At 63.6% G+C, this 20517-nt stretch carries 10 protein-coding genes and 1 tRNA gene; 5 read left to right on the top strand and 6 right to left on the bottom strand.

All coding sequences use genetic code 11. The features are described 5' to 3' along the window. Positions 1-765: 765 nt before the first annotated feature. From G7Y54_RS04595 to G7Y54_RS04570, 6 genes are all read right to left on the bottom strand, one after another. Positions 766-2283 carry a sigma 54-interacting transcriptional regulator gene (locus G7Y54_RS04595; protein WP_165078128.1) on the bottom strand — a complete coding sequence of 506 codons (1518 nt, stop codon included), beginning with the start codon at positions 2281-2283 and terminating at the stop codon, positions 766-768. Between the two features lie 34 nt (positions 2284-2317). Further along, complete coding sequence (locus G7Y54_RS04590) at positions 2318-3055, bottom strand: hypothetical protein (protein ID WP_165078127.1); 738 nt, start codon at positions 3053-3055, stop codon at positions 2318-2320. A gap of 790 nt (positions 3056-3845) precedes the next feature. Continuing rightward, positions 3846-5006: a hypothetical protein gene (locus G7Y54_RS04585; protein ID WP_165078126.1), complete on the bottom strand. Its 1161-nt coding sequence runs from the start codon at positions 5004-5006 to the stop codon at positions 3846-3848. 54 nt (positions 5007-5060) lie between these two features. Next, on the bottom strand, positions 5061-14561 hold the full coding sequence (locus G7Y54_RS04580; RefSeq protein ID WP_165078125.1) for a VCBS domain-containing protein: 9501 nt from the start codon (positions 14559-14561) through the stop codon (positions 5061-5063). A gap of 618 nt (positions 14562-15179) precedes the next feature. Then, positions 15180-15255 (bottom strand) — tRNA-Phe (locus tag G7Y54_RS04575). 84 nt (positions 15256-15339) lie between these two features. Further along, positions 15340-15771: an MbtF gene (locus G7Y54_RS04570; RefSeq protein WP_165078124.1), complete on the bottom strand. Its 432-nt coding sequence runs from the start codon at positions 15769-15771 to the stop codon at positions 15340-15342. A 121-nt stretch (positions 15772-15892) separates the two neighbouring features. Here G7Y54_RS04570 and G7Y54_RS04565 point away from each other — a divergent pair, with 121 nt between their 5' ends. From G7Y54_RS04565 to G7Y54_RS04545, 5 genes are all read left to right on the top strand, one after another. Beyond that, positions 15893-17113 carry a pyridoxal phosphate-dependent aminotransferase gene (locus G7Y54_RS04565; RefSeq protein ID WP_165078123.1) on the top strand — a complete coding sequence of 407 codons (1221 nt, stop codon included), beginning with the start codon at positions 15893-15895 and terminating at the stop codon, positions 17111-17113. 17 nt (positions 17114-17130) lie between these two features. Further along, complete coding sequence (locus G7Y54_RS04560; protein WP_165078122.1) at positions 17131-17598, top strand: rhodanese-like domain-containing protein; 468 nt, start codon at positions 17131-17133, stop codon at positions 17596-17598. Between the two features lie 132 nt (positions 17599-17730). Continuing rightward, the gene (locus G7Y54_RS04555; protein ID WP_165078121.1) at positions 17731-19245 is read left to right on the top strand and encodes a flagellar hook protein FlgE; all 1515 of its coding nucleotides are present in this window, start codon (positions 17731-17733) and stop codon (positions 19243-19245) included. 354 nt (positions 19246-19599) lie between these two features. Then, positions 19600-20001 carry an AtpZ/AtpI family protein gene (locus G7Y54_RS04550; RefSeq protein ID WP_241159373.1) on the top strand — a complete coding sequence of 134 codons (402 nt, stop codon included), beginning with the start codon at positions 19600-19602 and terminating at the stop codon, positions 19999-20001. Further along, entirely contained in the window at positions 19998-20468 is a 471-nt protein-coding gene (locus tag G7Y54_RS04545) for a hypothetical protein (RefSeq protein ID WP_165078119.1), read from the top strand. Before G7Y54_RS04550 ends, G7Y54_RS04545 begins: the two co-directional genes overlap by 4 nt. Positions 20469-20517 lie beyond the last annotated feature (49 nt).

Raw genomic sequence — 20517 nt, 5'->3', positions numbered from 1 at the left:
GGATGGTGATGATCATGGCGGAGCCTCCTTTGCTGGGTTTGGCAATCCACGGCCGGGCGGGGGCGCCGCCCGGCCGTGGCTCAGTCTTCCACTATGGCCTCCACGATTTTTTCGGCGATGATGGGCCCGACCACCTCGGCGATTGCCTTTGCGACCTCGAACATGGGTTCTCTCCTTGTTTTGCATGGCGGCGGGAGTGCCGCCATTCCCTCAAAAGGGCCGCCAGGGGCCCTTGGCCGCGCCTAGTGGCGCAGCAGGATCCTGAGCAGGACCCAGGGGGGGACGGGCATGATCATGGGGAGCCTCCTTTGTTGGGTTTGGCAAGCCGCGCCGGGCGGGGGCGCCGCCCGGCCACGGGTCAGTCTTCCTCGATGGCCTCCACGATCTTTTCGGCCGCTACGGTGATGATCTCCACGGCCACGAACTTTCCGAGTTCGATAAAGATGGACATGATTTTCCCCCTGTTTTGGCGGGCGGCGGGATTGCCGCCTGGCGAAAAGGGCCTCCCGGGCCCTCTCCCTGTGCGCCTTAGCGCATCAGGATGCGGATGAGGATGGGGATGAACATGCTGTCGCTCCTGGTTTTGGGTGTGTGTGCCCCCGCAGGGACGCAACCAAGAGAGCAGGAAGCGTGCCAAAGCATGCTAGAATATTTTTATTATAATTTCAATATGTTGATATTTTATCCCTCTGGAAGCGAAAACCTGAATACGAATTTTCGTTGAAAATTATCCTGAAAACGGGATTTCGCCCGACCTCGCGGGCGCTACGACTGCCTGTCCCGGAATTTCTGCAGCCGTGAATTGAAGGTGGAAGGCGCAAGCCCGAGCCGCATGGCCGCTTCCTTCTGGGTGGGGCAAACACGCAGTGCTTCATTCATCAAGGAGTATGCCTGCTCTTCCAGCCACGCGTCCAGGTTGTGGGGCAGCCCGTGTTCGCCAGCGGGCAGGGGGGCCACGGCGGGCTCAGCGGGCGCCCCCCCCATCTGCTCCAGCACATCCGCCTCGGTCACGAGCTTCCCGGAAAGCAGGCAGATGCTTTCGAGCCTGAACCACATTTCGCGGATATTTCCCGGCCACGGGGAGTGGAGCAGGAGCCGTTCCGCGCCGCGTGTCAACTGGCGCGGCTCGAGGCTATAGGATTTGGCATTGATTTTTGCGAGCAGGCGGTGAAGCAGGGTGCGCCTTTCCTCATCCGTGTATTCGCGCAGGGACTTGAGGTGCGGGGAATATTGCGCCAGGCGGTAGTAGAGGTCGGTGCGGAATTTTCCCTCCCGCATGGCTTGTTTCAAGTCCACATTGGTCGCCGCGATTATCCGCACATCTACCTTGATTTCCTCTTCGGAACCCAGCGGCTTGACAATTTTCTTCTCAAGGGCGCGGAGCAGCAGGCCCTGCAGGGGCAGGGGGATCTCACCAACCTCGTCGAGGAACAGGGTCGAGCCGTGCGCCTGCCTGAATGCGCCCTCCCGCTTGCTGACTGCGCCGGTAAAGGCGCCCCTTTCATGCCCGAACAGCTCGGACAAGAGCACGTCGGGCTGGCCGATAAAAGTGGCGCAATTCAGGGCCACCATTTCCTTGTCGCAGCGCTTCCTGTCCTGCTCGTGCACGTATTCCGCAAGGGCTGTCTTGCCCACGCCCGTTTCGCCCAAGATGAGGATGGAAGCATCGGTGTTGGCCACTTTCAGCCGCACTTGGTCGTAAACCTTCCGGTTGGGCTCGATGTAGAGCCCTTCGTCGGCAGGGTCCGGGGCTTCCAGCGAGGCCAGCATGCCGGGCAGCCCGACCTTGCCCACATTTGGGGCCTCCTTGGTCACCCACCTCGGATCGAAGGTATAGAGGCAGGTGCCCTGATACCGGCTGGTGGTCCCCATATAGAGCTGCATGGCGGACATCAGCGCCGTGCCGGAGGTAATGTTGTAGAAAAAAGCGATGTTCTTTTTTCCGCCATAGCATGCATCCAATGCCTGGAGGACGAAGTTGAAAATTTCTCCCGGGGTGGCGCTCCGAAAATCTTCCGGCGCTTCGCACTTGCGCAGGCATATCCCGGATCGCCTGCAAATATCCTCCAGCCTGTGCAAGGCCTGCCTGAGTGACTCTTCAAATCCTTCCCATTCGACCGAATTGCGGGAGCTCAGCAGGAAGAGCTCGTTAAACGGCCCATATTGGGTGTCCTGAAGAATGGAATTGATGGCGCCGAGCTCGCGGCCCGCGAGCCCGGGAGTGGAGAGATACGTTATGTCCTTGCTGCCGAGCCACGAAACCAGCACCTTGACGTCCGCCACGAAATCCTCCCCACCATGTTTTTGCGGCGCGGTTTCAGCCCCGCCGCACTTGCCAGAAACCGAGGCCGAAGCGGGCGTTCTTGCCGGCCCCGAGGTATTGGCCGAGAACCAGGCGCCGGGCGGTGGCGAAATCCGTTTTGCCCAGGCAGCGCAGAAAGCCGGTGACGCCCCCCAGGGCGATCCTGCGGTGCGGATTGTAGCGCATGTCCTCCCATTGCAGGCCCGAATGCTCCCTGTCAACCCGCACGCCGGCGGGAAGGGCCACCGGCCCTTCCCCGTCGAGAAAGCGCACCCGGTTCAGGAGGTTGGCCACGCCCTCCCGGTCAAGAAGGTTGGCCGGCGCGGCATATTTGCGGACATTTTCCCCGCGGTCCGCATGGCCTGCGGGCAGCGGCAGGCGCAGGGGGCCCGGGAAGCTGATCGTCCAGCTGTCCGCTTCCCGCATTTTCTCGATTTCCGCATGCAGGAGGGTTTCATGGAACGGCCTCGGGCTGCCGGTGAGGGGGCCCGAACCTTGCCAGAGGCATTCCCCCCCGGGCAGGTCATGAACCCGGCGCAGGGAGAGGCTGTGCGCGGAGAATTCCCCCTTGCCAGCCATGCGGGTGAGCGCCTCCAGAAGCAGCCCCAGGGAGGCGAGGCCGCTTTCGGAGAGGAGGAGGCGCAAAAAAAGGCGCTCCCCCACGGCGAGGGGTTTTGTGCCCTTGCGCATGGGCAGCAGCCCCAAGACCATTTCATCGAAATTGCACGAGCAGAGGTGGCAGGCCTCCCGCAACCATGCGCTCCAGCGGGCCCCGTGCCATGCCGGCAGCGATAAAACCGGTTTGATGACAGCAAATTCAAGAGCCAGGAAATACAAGTGCCATCCTCCTCCCTGCGCGCTGCGGCCGCCGTGCCGGCCCCCCGCTCCGTAGGGCAGGATTTCCCCAAACGCAAAGTCCCGCAAGGCTTTTGGAACCTTGCGGGACTTCCTTGGAGATTCGGCGGGTGCGAGAGACGGCGTTGCGACGTATAATCATCATACTGATTTAATTTGAGGAAGCATTTTATATTTATCTGGTTTGCCCACAATTTTACCGACAAAAATATTTTGCTCCGACTGCGCGCTGGTGGTGCCATCCGCAACCCTTTTTCCGGCGCCTCCCACATGGCACGTTTTGCGGACAGGGCCCTTTTTCCTCCCAACCCCAGCGGGAGTTCATGGCGTGGGGAGGGATGCCCGCCCCGCGCAGGAGCCGATTTTTGCGCGCGCAGTTAAAGCGTTCCCACTGATCAGAGGGTAAAAGATATCCACGCTTCGGTAAAGGCGAGCCAGGGGTGTGGCGTGGGTTTTAAATCATCGCCTGTCGCTTTTCAGCCTCCCCGCCATGCTCTCTTCATGACCAACCCCCGCGCTTTTCCCGCAATGAGGGAGAAATTCAACAAGAAAGCGGAAATTATGGATTATTGCTCAAGACACCGGGGTCAACTTCAGCATATGCGTCACGACAGCGGGCGGACAAAAAGAGTGGGTGGGGGGCCGATATAGCGGACAAGTGTGGCGGAATCAGGCGCCATTGCCCCTGTCATTGCTTGCGATGTTGCTTTGCCCAGGCCGCCCAGGCCTGCATGACCTCGTCCAGATGCCGGGGAGCCACGGTCGCCTCGCTGAAATGCGCGAGCACGTTGCGCCGCGCCATGCGGCCCTGCGGCGTCGGGGAACCATCGGCGGGGATGGCTTGCAGGGCCGTCAGCACGGCGTCCGCGAAACCATCGGCGGGCAGCGCGAGCATGTTGACGCCCGGGCGCAGGAAATTGGCCGCGTCGGGGCTCGCCATGAGCAGGGTCTCGCAACTCATGCACTGGAGCATGGTGCGCCGCGCTGCCTCGCCGCTGTCAGGGCAGACCATAAGCGAGGAGGCGGCGAGCAAATCCCGGTAGCGCAGGAAGGGCAGCGCGTCATGGACTTCAAGCCGGTTACGGCACGCATCTTCCCAAGCGCCCGCTGCATGCCGCAGCCGCAAACTGCGGACACTGTTTTCTGTCAGGATGACAACACTGCATAGGGGGAGTTGCCTGAGCGCTGCATGGGCGGTTTTAAGCAACTCCGCCAGCGGCGCCCCCTCGACTCCGATGGCGTTGAGGGTGAGCAGCGGGGCCCGCACCCCGGGCGCCCACGGCCCGGCGGCCTCGCGCGAAAAGAGTTCCGTGTCCACGCTGGGCGGCACGATGCGGATGCCCCCCTGCAACTGGGGCGCGAAGAGCTGGCGCTCCTCCTCGCTGAAGGCGTAGCAGAGGTTCCCCTGCAAGAAGAGCACGCCCTGCATGAGGGCCCAGGCGTTCCGCAATTCCTCCGGCAGCAGGGAGTAATTCTTGAGCCCGCTTTCCGCGTAGGCCACGATGAAGGCGCCGGGAAAGGCCTGCGGGGCGAAGAGCCCGGCCCCGGCGGCGAGGGAGGCGAAGATGATGTCCGGCATGCCCCACGAATCGCGCAGGGACTGCATGGAACGCAGGCCGCCCGCGCCGCGCTGCACGGCCTCCTCCCAGATGCGGGAAACGCTGGATTCCCCCTCGTCGAACAGGGCGTGGCAGTTTTTCAGGCGCACGCGCCGGACACCGGGCAGGACAAAATCCTTGCGCTGGCGAATGGAGGCGTACAAGACCTCGTTTTCCGGCGCGGATGCGAGCACGCGCGCGAGCGGCCCGAGATCGCCCGGGAAGTAGTTGCTGATGAACAGGATGCGCATGGCGGCAAAGGCGGCAGGCGGAGCTTGCGAAGCTCCGCCTGCCCTTGTGCGCTCTTAGCCGTTGTTCGCGAGCACGATGGTCTGGGCCGCCTGCTCGCCGGCATCCGTGCCGGTGTTGCCGACCTCCGCCAGCGTGGTTTCCAGCGTGACGCCGCTCTCCGTGTTCACATAGGTTTGGGTGCCGTTGCCGCTCTGGGCTTCATCCAGCTCCCACTTGCTCTTGTCGAGCACCAGGGTCTCGCGGCCATTGGCGTCCTTTTCCAAGCTGAAGCCGTATTCCTTGGCAACGGCGTCCATGTTCTGGAGGCTCGTGTCCACACCCTTGAGCATGACCTCCACGTCATGCACCATGGGCACGCCCTTGTCGACGCCGTTCTGTTCCCAGTTGCCCAGCATATCTGCCAGGTTGTGGTCAGGCTTGCTGTCGGCAGACAGCAGGAAGTCGATGCCCGTGCCGCCGTCGATGAGGTAGTCGGTCGGGTCATAGACAATGAGGTCGTCGCCGGTGCCGCCGAAGAGGCTGTCCCTGCCCGCGCCGCCATCCAGAAAGTCGTTGCCCGAACCGCCGAAGAGGAGGTCCTCGTCGTCGCCGCCCAGGAGCACATCGTCGCCGGAGCCGCCGATGAGGATGTCATCGCCCGCGCCGCCGTCCAGGTGGTCGGCCTTGCCGCCGCCGTAGAGGATTTCCGAGCCCCTGCCGCCGTGGATGATGTCCGCGCCGTCAGTTTCCCTCTCCAGCTCGGCTTCCTTCTCGTAGAGCGACGTGTCGATGCCTTCCAGCTTTTCGACATCTCCCTTGGTGGCGTCGATGAAGTCGGCAATCTTCTGGTCGTTCCTCCCCAGGCTGGCATCAATGGCTGTCTTGGTATCGTCATCGCCATCGCCCAGCAGGACGCTGTTGGCCGCGTTGTTGAAGAGGATGTCGTCACCGCCGCCGCCAAAGATGTTGGAGAAGGAATTGTCCTTCAGCTCGCCCTTCTCCGCGATCTCTTGCGCCAGGTCTTCATGGTGCTTGAGCACATCTTCATAGAAGGAGTTGTGCAGGCCCGTGCCGATGATGGCGGCGGCGGCGCTGTCCAGCAGCACGTCGTTGGCCGCCGTGCCACTTTTCTTGTCAGAACCACGGCTGTCCACCACCCCGATAGTGGACAGATTATTGGTCGCCAGTTGCAGGCCGGCCGAGCTGTTCTTATAAACGCCATTGCCCTCGTCGGTCCAGGCGCCGGAGAGGTGGATGGTGTTGTTGGCCTCGTCGATGCTGACGCCGTACTGGGCAAGCGTCTGGAGCGAGGTTATGCCCAGCGTGGCGACGTTGTCGGTATTTTCCGACTTGATGAAGACCTCGATATTGCGGATGTCGTCCCTGTTCTGCAAGTCGGTGAGGTCCGCGCTCTTGCCGGCCAGCAGGATGTCGATGTTTGAGCCGCCGTCAATGTAGGCATCGTTCTCGTCATAGAGAATGATGTCATTGCCGCCGCCGCCATAGAGGATATCCGAACCGAGGTCGCCGCTGAGGTAGTCATTGCCGCCGGCGCCGAAGAGCAGGTCATTGCCCTGGCCGCCATAGAGCGCGTCGTCGCCGTGGGTGACCTTTTCGTAGCCTTCCAGCTCCTTGCCGAGCTCCTCCCGGGCGTCGTTGTCGTCAAGGTCCACTATGTCGTTATAGAGCGTGTCGACCTTTGTATCGGCATACTCCGTAACCTTGTCGCCTGAGACATTGCCAGCCACGTTGTTAAGGTTCGTCTCTGTCGTGGCGTTGGCAATCCGGCCGGCAATATCCTCCACAGTTTTGCCTTCGGGGTCATACTCCTCCGGCCCGTCCAGCTTGTCGCCGATGAGCAGGTCGTCGCCGCCTTTGCCGTAGATGAGGCTGTTGTCATCCTTACCAACGAGGATGTCGTCGGCCTGGTCCTTGGTGGCGACGTTCACCTGGTCCCAGCCCTTCAGATAGGTACCGTCAATAACTTCGGCAAACCTGGTGAAATGCGGGTTCAGCTCCAGGTCAATGGTGGAAACGTCCCCATCCTTGTCCTTGGCATCGATCCTGAAGGGGGCCTCGCCATTGAGCATGTCAAACTCATGGTAATGGGTGACAGTCCACTCGCCGCTTTCAGTATTTATGGTCGCCACAAAGAGGAGTTTGTCACCGGCCTTCCACTCATAGGTTATCAGCGTGCCAGACTGCGTCTGCGTCGGGGACGTCAGGGTGAACTGCCCGCCGTTCTCGCCCTTCACCAGCACTTCGGCGCCCTTGAGATTGTCCCAGTTCCAGTCGTAGGTGACTTCGTCCGCGCTGACGGCGTGCACCGTGCCGCGGGAGACCTCGGTGGCCGTAAGGAAATCCACGGACTTGATGATGAAGCCCGAGCTTTCCGTGCCCCCTGAAGTCTTATTGGCGCTGAAGCCGTCATCGCCGACGGTGTACGTCTCCTTGGGCAGGGCGGACACAATGACCTTGGTAAAGCCGTCCGGCACGCTGATGGTGTAGTTGCCGGCGTCGTCCTTGTCCCAGAAGGGGCTTTCCGTAACACCATCCCTGATTTCCACCATCTTGACGATGGAGTCGTCGCTGCTGTTGGCCGGCGCCTGCATGAAAGTGAGCAGTACCCGGTCGCCATCTTGCAGACTGGTGCCGAGGTTAATCTTGAAGCCGTAAGAGGAAGTGCGCCCGAGGTCAAAAACGATGGCCTCGGAGACATTGTCCGCATCGACTCCCTTGCCATTCCCCAAGTAGTGATCTCTGCCATAGGCATTCTCAAAGTTGCCGATGCCGTTCGCGCCCTTCAGTTCGTGGTTCCCGGTCGCCCCGACGGCAGAGATTTCGCCATCGTTCGTGCCCCCGTTCCAGGCATTTTCGTTTGTGGTGGCGCCAACGGTGATGCCTTCCCCTGTCAGACGGAGAGCCTTGGCGCTATGGGGTATGGCATTGGTAATGTCCACCACATTGTCAACATCCAGCAGGCCTTCTCCCTCATTCTCCACATATCTGTAATGCACAAAGGATGCAGTCATTTTTACACTGCCATTCGGAGTGGTTGCCTGGGCAGTTGGATTATTACCATTCGGATTCAACCCTGATGGGAGCGAAGTATCTTTATTCTCCCCATACTCAAGAGTGGTCTTCAGCCCACACTTGTTGAACACAGCCGCGTACGATCCTGTTCCTCCCTTAGTGAAATCAATGCTCATGCTCTCATTTCCGATGCCCGTGAGAGAGGTAAAGCCCGGATCGCTATGGACCGTAGAGGACTCCTGTGTCCAGACCGGCGCGTCGTCCACCACGTTGATCTTGATGGCGCCCTTGCCGGTATCGCCGTCAATATCAGCTACCTCAACCGTGAACTCATGCGTGAGCCGGTTGTCCTCGCCGGGCTTGTCGTGCATGGCCGCGCTGTCAAGTTTGTAGGTATAGCTGAGAGTGCCGTTTGCCTCGTCATACCCGGTGATGGTCAGCTTGCCATCAGGTGTGCCGATTTCCGCACCCTTGAACTCTCCATTCTCCCAGACAGTTTCACCGTCCACCTTTATGCTTCCAAGGCCGTCCTTGGCCTCGATATGCATGGTCTTGCTGATTTCGGTCGTGTAACGGTCCTCTCCCGCATGGTTTCCGTCCGCAAGGCCCGCGTCATAGACCGTGGCCACGCTGGACGCGCCAGGTGTGGGATCGTCGCCGGGGGTGACGGTAACGCCATGATCGCCCGTAACGGTAAGTGTCAGCGTGGCGGTGCTCACATCGCCATCGCCATCCGTTATCTGGTAGTCAAAGGTCTCCGTCAGGGTCTGGCCCTTGACCAGGGCGATGACATCCTGATTCTCGTCATTCAGCTGATAGGAGTAGGTGCCGTCCGCCTTGAGCGTAAGGGTGCCGTACTCGCCCTTGAGGGTATAGGCGTTGGCGGTTTCAACATCGCCCGCAGGCTTGACATACCCGGCGTCGGCCTTGCCGTCCGCGCCGAAGCTGTCATTCTCAAGCAGGTCGCCTGTGACGGCTTCCGTCTTGCCATCCCGGCCCCGCGTCACTTCAGCGAAGTCCGCCACGGCCTGGGGCGCGTCGTCATGCACTTCAATGTTGATCTGGCCGGTAACGGATTCGCCCGTTCCGTCCGTAACAGTGATCTTGACCGCGCCTTCCTCATAGAGGCTCTTGTCGGCCGTTTCCGGGTCATGCTTCTGGGCGCCGGTGAGCTCGTAGTGATAGTTCACCGTCCAGCTGTCTTTGCCTTCCGCTCCGTCGCCATTGTACACCAGCTGGAACTCGGAGAGGGCAACGCCGTTGGCCACCAGCGATTCCGCGCCGGTAATGGTGTAGGCCGGCTGGCCATCCCCGCTGGCGGCAGCAATGCTGATGGTCAGCGTTATCGGCTGGCCGTCCGCGCCGGGGACCGCAAGCTCTATGGTGCCGCCCTCCGCATGGGGCAGCTCCACATTAAACTGGCCGATGCCCTCCTTGCCGTGGGCGTCATGGGCGTGGCTGCCGTCTTTCAGCGCGCCCTCGTCCACCACGATGTTGGCGCCCTCCGTGGCCGGAATGGCGGATTCGTTGCCGGGAGTGTCGGGACCATCACCCGGCTGCGTGCCCAGATAGACATTTGCGAGGGCCGTGTCGCCATCGGCGTCGGTGATTTGCACATCCAGCTTCAGATCCGGATTGTCAGCTTCCTTGTCGGCATACTCAAAGACGTACTTGCCGTCCCTGTACGTGACCGTGACCGCGGTGGTGAGCGGGTTGCCGTCATCATCCACGCCTGTCACCGGCACTTCGGCAGTCCAGCTGCCGGACTGGAGCTGCGAGAGGTCCGAGCCTTGTCCGTTGCCGTCGCTATCGGTCCATGTGAGCTTCTCGCCGTCAATGCTCACCTCGACGTGCTGCTGGCTGGCCGCATCATTCGCCCTGTTATCCGCGCCAAAGGAGAACTTCACGGCGTTGACGGGGCCATCGGCATCGGCCGCCACGGCGCTGATAACCGGCACATCGTCATGCACCTCAACGCTGATCTTGCCTTGGTCGGACTCGCTGCCATCATGGTTTTTCACCGTGATGCCGATGGCCTTGTCGGTGAAGATAACGTCATCGCTGTTGTAGCTGCCCTCGTCCAGAGGCTGGCCATCCTTGTCATGGGTCTGGGCGGACGTGAGCTCGTAGGTGTAGCTGACCTCCCACTTGCCATCGCCCAGCGGGCTGGCCGTGAAGCCGCCCACTTCGACGCCGTTGATGGTGAAAGAGGCATCTTCCGGCTGGACTGTCACCGTGCCGTCAGCCGCAACAGTCAGGCTGACCGTCTTGCCGCCGGCCGCAAGCTCGATGCTGCCACCCTCGGGGTCGGTGATTTCAACCTCAAAGGAGCCTGTGCCCTGCTTGCCGTGGTAGGCGTGCCCCTGGTCATCCGCCAGCAGCGCGCCTTCGTCCACCACTATCTGGGCATTGCCGGTGGCCGGAATGAAGGGAGTGTCGCTGGGAGCAGGCGGGGGCGGGGGCACCTCCAGGCCGGGAGTGGCGAGGCTGACCTTGGCGCTCGCGGTGTCGCCATCGGCGTCGGTGATTTGCACATCCAGCTTGAGGTTCGGATTGGCGGCTTCCTTGTCGGCATACGCAAAGACGTACTTGCCGTCCTGGTAGCTGACCTTGAGATCGACCTTTACCTCATTGCCCTCAGCGTCCTTTGTCGTCGCCGTGGTGGTCCACTCGCCTGACGTGATTTGCGAGAGGTCCGTTTCGCTGCTTTCGCCGTGAGCCCACGTGAGCTTCTCGCCGTCAATGCTCACCTCGACCTGCTGCTGGCTGGCCGGATCATTCGCCCTGTCATCCGCGCCGAAGGAGAATTCCACCGCATTGGCCGGCTTGCCTGCCACGGTGGTGACCGCGCTGATGACCGGGATGTCGTCATGAACTTCAACAGTGACCTTGCCCGTGGCCTCATCGCCGCTGGCGTCCTTCACAGTGATGCTGATGCCATCGGTGTCGGGGCCGCCGAGAACAGTGTCATGCTCGGTCTTGTCGTGGGTCTGGGCGCCCGTGAGCGCATAGGTATAGCTGAGGGTCCACTGGCCAGCGGCGTAATCGGCCCCGGTGAAGGTCACGTCCACGCCGTTGATGGTGAAGGTGGAGCCCTCGGGGAACGTCACACTGGTAACGCCCTCGCTCGTGTCAGGCAGGTTAAGCTCAATGGGGTCATGGCCCGCGCCGCTCAGGGTGAGCTTGCCCTGGCCGTTGCCCTCGCCATTCACCTCCAGCGTCACCGTGCCTGTGCCCTTGAAGCCGTGCTCGTTGTGCTGCCCTGAGGCGCCGTCAAGCGCGCCCTCGTCCACCGTGATGGTCGCGCCCGTGGCGTCGACCTTGCTCTCCTCGTCACCCGGCTTGGGCTCTTCAGGGATTTCCGGCTCGGAAGGAGGTGTCGTGATGCTGGGCGTGGAGAGCTTTACGTCCGCGCTGGCCGTGTCGCCGTCGGCGTCAATGGCCTTGACCGTCAGCTCCACATTCTGTTCTTTGCCGTCGGCCGAAGGCTTCATGCCGAATTTCAGGCTGCCGTCGGACGAAACTTCCAGCGTGACGGTGCCGTAGTCGCTTTCGGCGGTGTAGGTGCCGGCATTGAAGGTGCCATCGGGATTGTAGAGCGGCTGCGCCTCCCCGGAGCCTTCCGACTTCCACTGGAGGACGGTGTCCGTGCCCTTGATAGAGACTTCCACGGAATGGTAGTCGGCCGGCTGGCCGTCAATGGCCACGTTGTCCGCGCCCATGCTGACCTGCACGGTGGTGCTCTGGCCTTCAACCGTGCTCACCACCGGGATGTCGTCATGCACTTCAACAGTGACCTTGCCCGTGGCCACATCACCGCTGGCGTCCTTCACAGAGATGCTGATGCCATCGGTGTCGGGGCCGCCGAGAACAGTGTCATGCTCGGCCTTGTCGTGGGTCTGGGCGTCCGTGAGCGCATAGGTATAGCTCAGCGTCCACTGGCCGGCGGCGTAATCGGCCTCGGTGAAGGTTACTTCCACGCCGTTGATGGTGAAGGTGCTGCCCTCGGGGAACGTCACACTGGTAACGCCCTCGCTCGTGTCAGGCAGGTTAAGCTCAATGGGGTCATGGCCCGCTCCGCTCAGGGTGAGCTTGCCCTGGCCGTTGCCCTCGCCATTCACCTCCAGCGTCACCGTGCCTGTGCCCTTGAAGCCGTGCTCGTTGTGCTGCCCTGAGGCGCCGTCAAGCGCGCCCTCGTCCACCGTGATGGTTGCGCCCTTGGCGCCGACGCCGCTCTCTTCGTCGCCGGGCTTGGGCTCTTCCGGGATTTCCGGCTCGGAAGGAGGTGTCGTGATGCTGGGCGTGGAGAGCTTTACGTCCGCGCTGGCCGTGTCGCCGTCGGCGTCTATGGCTTTGATCGTCAGCTCCACATTCTGTTCTTTGCCGTCCTCGGCCGGCTCCATGCCGAATTTCAGGCTGCCGTCGGACGAAACTTGCAGCGTGACGGTGCCGTAGTCGCTTTCGGCGGTGTAGGCGCCGGCATTGAAGGTGCCATCGGGATTGTAGAGCGGCTGGGCGTCCTCGGAGCCTTCCGCCTTCCACTGGAGGACTGTGTCCGTGCCCTTGATAGAGACTTCCACGGAATGGTAGTGGGCCGGCTGGCCGTCAATGGCCACGTTGTCCGCGCCCATGCTGACCTGCACGGTGGTGCTCTGGCCTTCAACCGTGCTCACCACCGGGATGTCGTCATGCACTTCAACAGTGACCTTGCCCGTGGCCTCATCGCCGCTGGCGTCCTTCACGGTGATGCTGATGCCTGCGTCATCCGGGCCACCGAGAACCTTGTCGTGGTCCTGGGCCTTGTCGTGGGTCTGGGCGTCCTTGAGCTCGTACTTATAGCTCAGCATCCACTTGCCGTCGGCGTAATCGGCCCCGGTGAAGGTGACGTCCACGCCGTTGATGGTGAAAATGCTGCCCTCGGGGAACGTCACACTGGTATCGCCCTCGCTCGTGTCGGGCAGGGCAACGGTAATGTCCGCATGGCCCGCGCCGCTCAGGGTGGCCGTGGCTTTGCCGTTGGCCTCGCCGTTCACCTCAAGCGTGACCGTGCCTGTGCCCTTGAAGCCGTGCTCCGTGTGCTGCCCTGAGGCGCCGTCGAGCGCGCCCTCGTCCACGCTGATGGTTGCGCCCTTGGCACCGACGCCGCTCTCTTCGTCGCCGGGCTTGGGCTCCTCCGGAACTTCCGGCTCCGGGGGATTCGGCGTGACGCCGGGCACGAACTTGATGGTTTCAAGATTCAGCGTGGCATGCGCAATGTCACCGTCCGCATCCACGATGTCATATCCGATGGCGGGCGCGGAAAATTCGGTTATGCCTTCGTCCCAGCCCTCACCGACGCTCTCGGCCCTGAACGTGTAGCTGCCGTCGTCATACAGCTCCACGGTGCCATATTGCCTGCCAGCGTTATCCTGCAACTGGATCACATAGTGGTCGCCCTCGCGGGCATCTTCGGACACGCCCCAGCGCACAACCCTCCCGTCATCGAAAGTGCCCAGGTCATCGGCGCCGCGCGTGTCGTTTTTAACGACATTCCCGCTAATTTCATGCCCTTCCACAGCTTTTGCATAGTCATTGACCGCTTCGGGCATATCGTCCCTGATGACGATGGTGATGCTGCTGGACGCGGCGTCGCCGTCCGTGTCGCGCACGGTCACGGGCAGGGAATGGGCGATGTGGTCCGCGCCGGGCTGTCCGTGCTCCTGCGTGGAGGAGGTGAGGGTGTAGATATAGGTGAGGCGCCCGGAGGCCGCGTCATAGGCGAAATTGTGGAAATAGCCCTCGTCGGTGGCGAAGCTGGGATTGCCGATGATATGGCCGTTCTGCCAGACGGCCTGTCCCGCGATCTCGATGCTGGCGAGGCCGTCCGGGGCGGTGATGCGCATGGCGCCGTTGACGGAGACCGTGCCGCCGCCGCGCAGGCCGGCCTCATCCACCACGCGCACGTCGCCGGTGGGCACGATGCCCGCGTTGCCGGGCTCACCGCCTTCCGGGATGCCCGGGATGCCCGGCGTGCCGGGAGGCACGGGGGTGGGGTCCTCGGGGACGATGGTCACGGGATTGTCGGGCTCGCCGCCTCGGTCGGCCCACCAGCCCCAATCATCCCCGTTGCGGCCCACGGCGTTGGGCACGTCGTCCCACTCGAAGCTGCGGGAGAAGCCCCAGTCAAGGCCGTCCAGATGCTGGATACCGCCGGTGAGCGAGGAATCGCCCCATTCGTGGAAGCGCGCGCCGTTGGCGACAGTGCCCGTGCCGGGGCCGGCTGCCGGCATGAGGTCGGGCTCGTTCATGGCCTCGAAAAAGTCCGCCGCGGCCACTTCGGTGCCGTCGATAGTGAACGAGGGCAGGTTGTCGCCGTTATATTCCTGATAAAAGCCCTCGAGCTGGAGCCGTGAGCCGTCCTGAAAGCTGATGTTCAGGTTGTCGCCGTCGCGGGCGAGGGTGGCGTCCGTCGTGGGAAAGTCGAAGACGAAGCGGGCTTCGGGTTCGCAGGGGACGGTCTGGGTGGCGCCGGCGGCGGGCTTGGCGAGGCGGATGTCGGCCATGATGGGCTCCTGGGAAGTTTCTTAAGGTTTCTCTATTGGCTGGAAGCCGTGGTTCGTTGCCGAAATTCCTGGGGACAGAAAACTGGAAAGCCCTGAAACGGGCGTGGAAACGCCATTTCAGGGCGGCGGAGCCTTAAGGCCCGGCACGCAAAAAGCCGCGCCGAGGGCACGCGGACGCGTTAACTCCAGAGAGAGAGAAGAGAGAGAGCATTTGAGTTCCTGCCATTTTCGCAGCAAGGGCCTGGCACGTCAGTGCGCGAGAAAATAACCCGCGTACACCCACTTCCGGCGGACACGCCCGATATGGGGCGAGCCTGCCTGTGGGCCGGAAACAAGGCCGGTCGATCTCCAAATTGGCAGGAAATCTTCTGAAGTTTATCTCCAGATGGCTAAGAAAATAGCAGCTTGGCAAATATTGTCAAGTCGGGCCCCGGGAAGAGACGGGGATGCCCATGAGGGCAGACGATTTTAGAAAAAAAAATAAAGTACCATGGGAAACCTGTTTCCCATTCGGCTCAGCCGGCGCGCCCCGCAAGACTTCGCTGGACGACCGGTTTCCCCAAAAGCGAAGTCCCGCAAGGCTTTTGGAACCTTGCGGGGCTTCGCCGGATATTTGGCTGGTGCCGAGGGACAGAATTGAACTGCCGACACGGGGATTTTCAGTCCCCTGCTCTACCAACTGAGCTACCTCGGCCCGCGTGAGGGCATTCATATGCCTCCGCGGTGAAATTGGCAAGCACTTTTTCACGCGGCCACCGGGGCCGCGCCGGGCTTGCGGCTATTCCTGCGTGAAGCGGTAGAGGCGCACGGCGAGCGGCTGGGAATTTTCGCTCTCCATGGCCGAGACCACATAGGCGTATTCCAGGGCCTTGGTGCCGGGCGGGCAGGGGCCGCGATAGTGCCGGGTGAGCGCGCCCTCGGGGATGACGCCCGTGCCGTCCTCCACCCATGTGCCGCCGCCGAAGAAGCGTTCTTCCTCGGTGCCGTATTCGATGAGCCGGATGTCGTAGAATTTCGTGCCCTTGGGCGCATAGGCCACCGTAATCTCCGGCGAGACGCGCGAGCAGCGGTGGATCTCGCTCAAGTCGACGGTGATGGTCATGCCTTCTTCGGGCGGCGTGTTTTCGTCCCTTGCCGCGCAGGCCGCCAGGAGGAGCGCGGCGAAGAGCAGGGGCAGGAGCAGGGTGCGGGCGTGAAGCGCGAGCATCATTATCATCCTCCAGATATACCGGCGTCTGTGACCGGGCGCGGGGCGGCGCGGCGATTGCCATCCGGCCCTTTTCGGGAGTATACTGGCTTTCTCCATCAAAGACAATCATCTGGAGTCTCCCATGTCTGTCCTTGCGAAGAATGTGGCCGCCGACCTCGCCAACGCCTCCTGGGTGCGCCGGATGTTCGAGGCCGGCATCCAGCTCAAGGCCAAGTACGGCCCGGAAAACGTCTATGACTTCAGCCTCGGCAACCCCGACCTGCCGGCGCCCCCGGCCGTGCAGCAGGGCCTGCGCGACTTCGCCGAGCACGCCGGCGAGCCCTTCGCCTTCGGCTACATGCCCAACGGCGGCTTCCCGTGGCTGCGCGAGAAGCTGGCCGCCCAGCTTTCGGGCGAGCAGGGCGTGAAGCTGGGCGCCGGGGACGTGATCCTCACCTGCGGCGCGGCCGGCGGCCTCAACGCCTTTTTGCGCGCCGTGCTCGAGCCCGGGGAAAAGGTGCTTACCTTCGCGCCCTATTTTGTGGAATACGGCTTCTATGTGTCCAACCACGGCGGCACGCTCGAGGCCGTGCCGAGCAAGCCCCAGGACTTCGCGCCCGACCTCGCCGCGCTGGAGCGCGCCATCGACGAGAAAACGCGCGTGGTGCTCATCAATTCGCCGCACAATCCCACCGGGGCCATCTACAGCCGCGCCGACCTTCAGGCGCTGGCGGCCCTCCTCGAGAACAAGAGCCAGCAGTACGGCCGGCCCATCTGGCTCGTGGCGGACGAGCCCTACCGCTTCCTCGCCTATGACGGCGCCGAGGTGCCCTCGGTGCTGCCGCTCTATCCCTACGCCGTGGCGGTGAGCTCGCTCTCCAAGAACCTGTCGCTGCCCGGCGAGCGCGTGGGCTATGTGGTGCTCGCGCCGCAGATGCCCGAAAAGGCCGAGCTCATGGCCGCGCTCACCTTCACCAACCGCATCCTGGGCTTCGTGAACCCGCCGGTGGTGGGCCAGCACATCATGGCCGCGGCCCTCGGCAGCGCCGTGGAGCGCGAGATCTATGCGGCCCGGCGCGCGGCCATGGCCGAGGTGCTCAGCGAAGCGGGCTATGAGTTCTTCATGCCGCGCGGGGCCTTTTATTTCTTCCCCAAGGCGCCCGGCGGCGACGACGTGGCCTTTGTGGGCCGGCTCATGGAAGAGCGCGTGCTCGCCGTGCCCGGCTCGGGCTTCGGCTGGCCCGGGCATTTCCGGCTCGCCTTTTGCGTGGATGAAAAGGTCATCCGCGACGCGGCGCCCGGTTTCGCCAAGGCAGCCGCTGCCGTGCGCGCCGGGAAGGCGGACGGGGAGGCGAAGGCATGAGCGCTTTTTGCAGATGTATGCGGCCTGCGCCGTTCTTTCGTCAGCGCTTTGGGGCGCTGGCTTTCGCCGTCCTTTTGCTTGCCCTGTGGGGCGCCGCCCCGGCCGGCGCGCGCGACGAGGCCCCCAAGGCCGCGAAGCATGCGGCGGTCACGTGCCTGGCCGCCCCGGGCGACATCAGCGTGGGGCAGGCGAAGGACCTGCTTGCCGCTCCGCCGGCAGGCCTTGTCATCCTCGATGTGCGCACCCCGCAGGAGTTCCGCCAGGGGCATCTCCTCGGGGCGCGCAACATGGACTTTTTCGGCGGCAGCTTTGAGAGGCAGGCCGAGGCCCTCTCCAAGGACGCGCCCGTGCTCCTCTATTGCCGCACCGGCAAGCGCTCGGCGGCTGCCGCCGAGACCCTGGGCGAGGCGGGCGTGAAACACATCTACCATATGCACCAGGGCATCGAGGCCTGGCGGCAGGCCGGGCTGCCGCTGGAGCAATAGGAAGCGGGGGCGGGCGCCCGTCCCTCTTGCGCAAGCCGCAAAGGCCCGGCGCGCTGGCACGAATGCTGCTTTATATGCGGCGGTGAGGAAAAATTTTCCCCGCCGCCGCAGTTTTTTCCCGGAGGCAGCAGCGTGAACTCGTCGCTCTATATCGGCGCCACCGGCATGAAGGGCCTGGCCCAGGGCATGCAGGTAACGACCAACAACCTCGCCAATGTCAGCACCATCGGCTACAAGCAGCAGGGCATCCTCTTTTCGGACATGCTCTCGCAGGGCCAGGCCTGCATGGGCAACTGGTGGAACGCCCAGGAGGACTCGCGCGTTGCCCTCGGGCAGGTGGGCATGGGCCTGCAGGTGGAGTCCATCCGCACCATGTTCCAGCAGGGCGGGCTGGAATCCAGCAATACCGTCACGGACATGGCCATCAACGGCAAGGGCTTCTTCCAGGTGACGGACGACAAGGGCGGCACGTTCTACACGCGCGCGGGCGATTTCAGGCCCGACAACGAGGGTGTCTGGCGCACGCCCACGGGGCTCGCGCTCATGGGCTACCAGATCGGCGCGGACGGCAGTCGCGGCGAGCTTTCCGCCGTGCAGGTGGACAGGTTCGCCACCATCCCGGCCAAGACCACCAGCAAGGTGGAGCTGACCCTCAACCTCAATTCCAAGGCGGACAAGAGCACCGGCGGCGAAAATCCGTATTTCTCCCTGCTCGACCAGTATGACGGCCGGGGCAGCAAGCCGCTCGCCAACGACGCCTACACCTACAGCCAGCCCATGACCGTCTATGACGCGCAAGGCAACGCCCGCACGGTCACGGCCTATTTTGACGGCGCGCCTTCCGATTCGCCCAACCGCTACATGGAATTCATCATCGCGGCCGACACCGAGCTCAAGTACGACGCGGACGGCAACGCCATCATGCCCAAGCCGGGCGACGGGCTGCTCATGAGCGGCGTGCTCCAGTTCGATTCGGCGGGCAATCTCAAGAGCATGGCCGCCTTCACGCCCACCACCGAGGGCAGCAAGGACCTCAAGGACTGGGTGCCGGCCAGTCTTTCCGGGGGGCTCCCGCAGTTCAGCCTCGACGGTGCGCCCATGACCCTCGACCTCGGCATCCGCTCGGCCGGCGGCTGGCAGAACGCTCCCGCCACCGCTGCGGACGTGGGCACGGACATGCACCTTCTGCCCAACATGGGCGAAAGCGCCATCCTCTCCCAGTATCCCACCACGGCCTTCGCGAGCAGCGGCCCCACCAGCGCCTACACGCAGGACGGCTACAGCGAGGGCTTTTTGAGCAATGTGAGCATCCGTAACGACGGCACGGTGGTGGGGCTCTTCTCCAACAGCCAGAGCATCGATTTGTGGCAGATACCCGTGGCCCGGTTCACCAGCGAGGACGGCCTGCGCCGCGAGGGCAGCAACCTCTTTTCCGCCACGCCCGAGTCCGGCCAGATGGAGCTCGGCATGGCCGGCACCGAGAATTACGGCACCGTCCAGGCCTACAATATCGAGCTCTCCAACGTGGACATGGCCACCGAGATGGTCAACATGATCGTCACCCAGCGCGGCTTCCAGTCCAACAGCAAGGTCGTGACCACGGCGGACCAGATGCTGCAGAAGGCCATGGAGCTCAAGCGGCAGTAGGGCGCACCGCCTGAAACGCGGCGCCGGCGCCGTTGCCGGGGAGAAAAATTTTCCTCCCCCCGGGAGCGCGTGGTGCGTGCCGCGCTTTCGCGCGGCCCGCGCATATACGCAGAGCCTGCGGGCGCCCTATCCCCGGGTGCGCTCGCGGGCTGCAAATTCTTCCTCTTCGCTTTCTCCCATCCTCTTTTTCCACCGTCAGGCCGCGCCGCGGGCGCCCCTTGGCGTGCCCTGGGGATTTCCCGGAGCCGATTGACGCATCGCCTTGCCCGTGCTAGAGTACGCGGGAAAGGCACACATGCGGACGGCCTTGGGCCGGGCTTTCCCGGGCGCGCCTCCGCCATGCCGGGAGCGCGGGTGTCCTTCAGGGATATTTTAGGCCAGCAGCGGGACGGCATGCGCGCCATGGCGACCACGGGCGTCATGGGGCTGCACCTCGTGAGCGGGCCGCTGGTGGGCTTCGCCATCGGGTACGGGCTGGACGCGTGGCTCGGCACGAGCCCCTGGTGCAAGATCATTTTTCTGCTGGTGGGCATTGGCGCGGGCTTTCTCAATGTCTACCGCGACACGCAGGAGCTCTTGCGCAAGCTCGAGAAGGAAAGCCGGCGCGGGCGCCCGGCGGCGCCGGGGGCGGCGCTTCACGGGGCTCCTGTGCAGGCTCCCGCAAAGGTTCCGGCAGAAGCTCCCGGAGGCGCGCCCCAAGGCGCGCAAGAGGCCCCGGCGAAGGCCGACCCCAAGGGCACGGACGGAGGGAAATGAGCCGCACCAAGTTCCAGCCCCTCGCGGCCCTTCATGCGGCGCTGGACGCGTGGCTCTGGCGCCGGGGCATCCGCCAGCCGGCCATCCGGGGCCTGTTGTGCTTCGAGGCCGGGGCCTGCGCCCTCGCGCTGGCGGCCGGGGCCGCGCTCTTGGTGGTGACGCCCCTGCTCTTGTGGTTCGGCGCGGGGCTCGCCGGCATGGCTTGGGTATTTTGGGGCTGGGCGCGCTTTTTCTCCCGCGGGTCCGGGAGCGTGCAGCCCGGGGCGCTCATGGGCGCGCTTTTGCGCTGGGGCTGCCGGATGCTGGTGTTCGCCCTGGCCCTGTACGGGGCGCTGCGCGTGGGCGCTTCGCCCATCGCCCTCGCGGCGGGCGTGGCCTTCGGGGTGGCTGTGGGCCTTGCCGGCTACGCCCTCCTTGCGCGCAGCCCCGGGGCTCGCGGCAGCGGGGCAGGGGGAACGGGGGCCTGAGCACCCCGGCGCACAGATTTTTCAGGCATGGTCACGGGCGCGGGCGCTT

Origin of the sequence: Desulfovibrio sp. ZJ746 (assembly GCF_011039155.1) — a bacterium.
Lineage (GTDB): Bacteria > Desulfobacterota > Desulfovibrionia > Desulfovibrionales > Desulfovibrionaceae > Desulfovibrio.
This window is presented reverse-complemented; position numbering and strand designations above follow the sequence as displayed.

Bases quoted from the DNA above. Each gene is read 5' to 3' on its own strand.
- G7Y54_RS04545 (WP_165078119.1), top strand. From the start codon at position 19,998: ATGAGCCGCACCAAGTTCCAGCCCCTCGCGGCCCTTCATGCGGCGCTG.
- G7Y54_RS04580 (WP_165078125.1), bottom strand. From the start codon at position 14,561: ATGGCCGACATCCGCCTCGCCAAGCCCGCCGCCGGCGCCACCCAGACC.
- G7Y54_RS04585 (WP_165078126.1), bottom strand. From the start codon at position 5,006: ATGCGCATCCTGTTCATCAGCAACTACTTCCCGGGCGATCTCGGGCCG.
- G7Y54_RS04570 (WP_165078124.1), bottom strand. From the start codon at position 15,771: ATGATGCTCGCGCTTCACGCCCGCACCCTGCTCCTGCCCCTGCTCTTC.
- G7Y54_RS04560 (WP_165078122.1), top strand. From the start codon at position 17,131: ATGCGGCCTGCGCCGTTCTTTCGTCAGCGCTTTGGGGCGCTGGCTTTC.
- G7Y54_RS04565 (WP_165078123.1), top strand. From the start codon at position 15,893: ATGTCTGTCCTTGCGAAGAATGTGGCCGCCGACCTCGCCAACGCCTCC.